Annotated in this window: 1 protein-coding gene; it reads right to left on the bottom strand. The window is 39.9% G+C overall.

Translation table 11 applies throughout. The features are described 5' to 3' along the window. The coding region (locus tag BBG47_RS30280) for a hypothetical protein (protein WP_065294490.1) at positions 1 to 695 on the bottom strand (695 nt) is incomplete at both ends.

Here is a 695-nt window from a genome sequence, read left to right as displayed (position 1 = left end):
ATTCCTTGGCAAGCGGAGCGACCACTTCCTTTGCATCTTTTTCCGTAATCTCTTGGTTGGTCGTTACCTTTTTTCTTTTTTTATGAGATACATTCAAGACCTTTCCTTCTTTTTTGTCTAGCTCAAGCGATACATCGTTATCCTTAAGTAATAACATTTGATACTTATCCCCATTAGAATGAAGTTGGGCATCTGTTATTTCAAAATCATAATCAAATGCCGTTTTTATCGTTGTTGCTGCCATTTCCAATGATTTCGGATCAAGCTCCTCCTTGGCAAGCTTTATTGCAACTTTACTCACAAATTCTGCCTCACCCCATACTTCCCACTTTGCTTCAAAGTCCTTCCCTGTCAACTGATACGAAAAATAATCATCCTTTAGTTTTTCTTTTTTTCCATCATAAAGGCGATTCAGAACTACTTCTTTATCAAGAACGTATGTTTTCTTCGCGTATGCTCCTTTCAGCGCTTTCAGGATCTTCTCCTGAGCCGCTGTACTGATTTTATCGAGTGGAATCGTTCCGTCCAACGACCATACTTCACCTTTTTTATAATTAAAGTAGACGACGTACTTTCCATCTACTGATTTAACCTTTGCATCTGAATCCCTTATATCCTCGGCAGTATCCTGCAACCTTACCTCCTTCCCTGCAAATTGCTTTACTGCTTTTTGCAGCTTGGCGGCCAGCTTCTGA

The sequence above is a fragment of the Paenibacillus sp. KS1 genome (assembly GCF_001680695.1).
Classification (GTDB): Bacteria; Bacillota; Bacilli; order Paenibacillales; family Paenibacillaceae; genus Paenibacillus_B; species Paenibacillus_B suaedae.
This window is presented reverse-complemented; position numbering and strand designations above follow the sequence as displayed.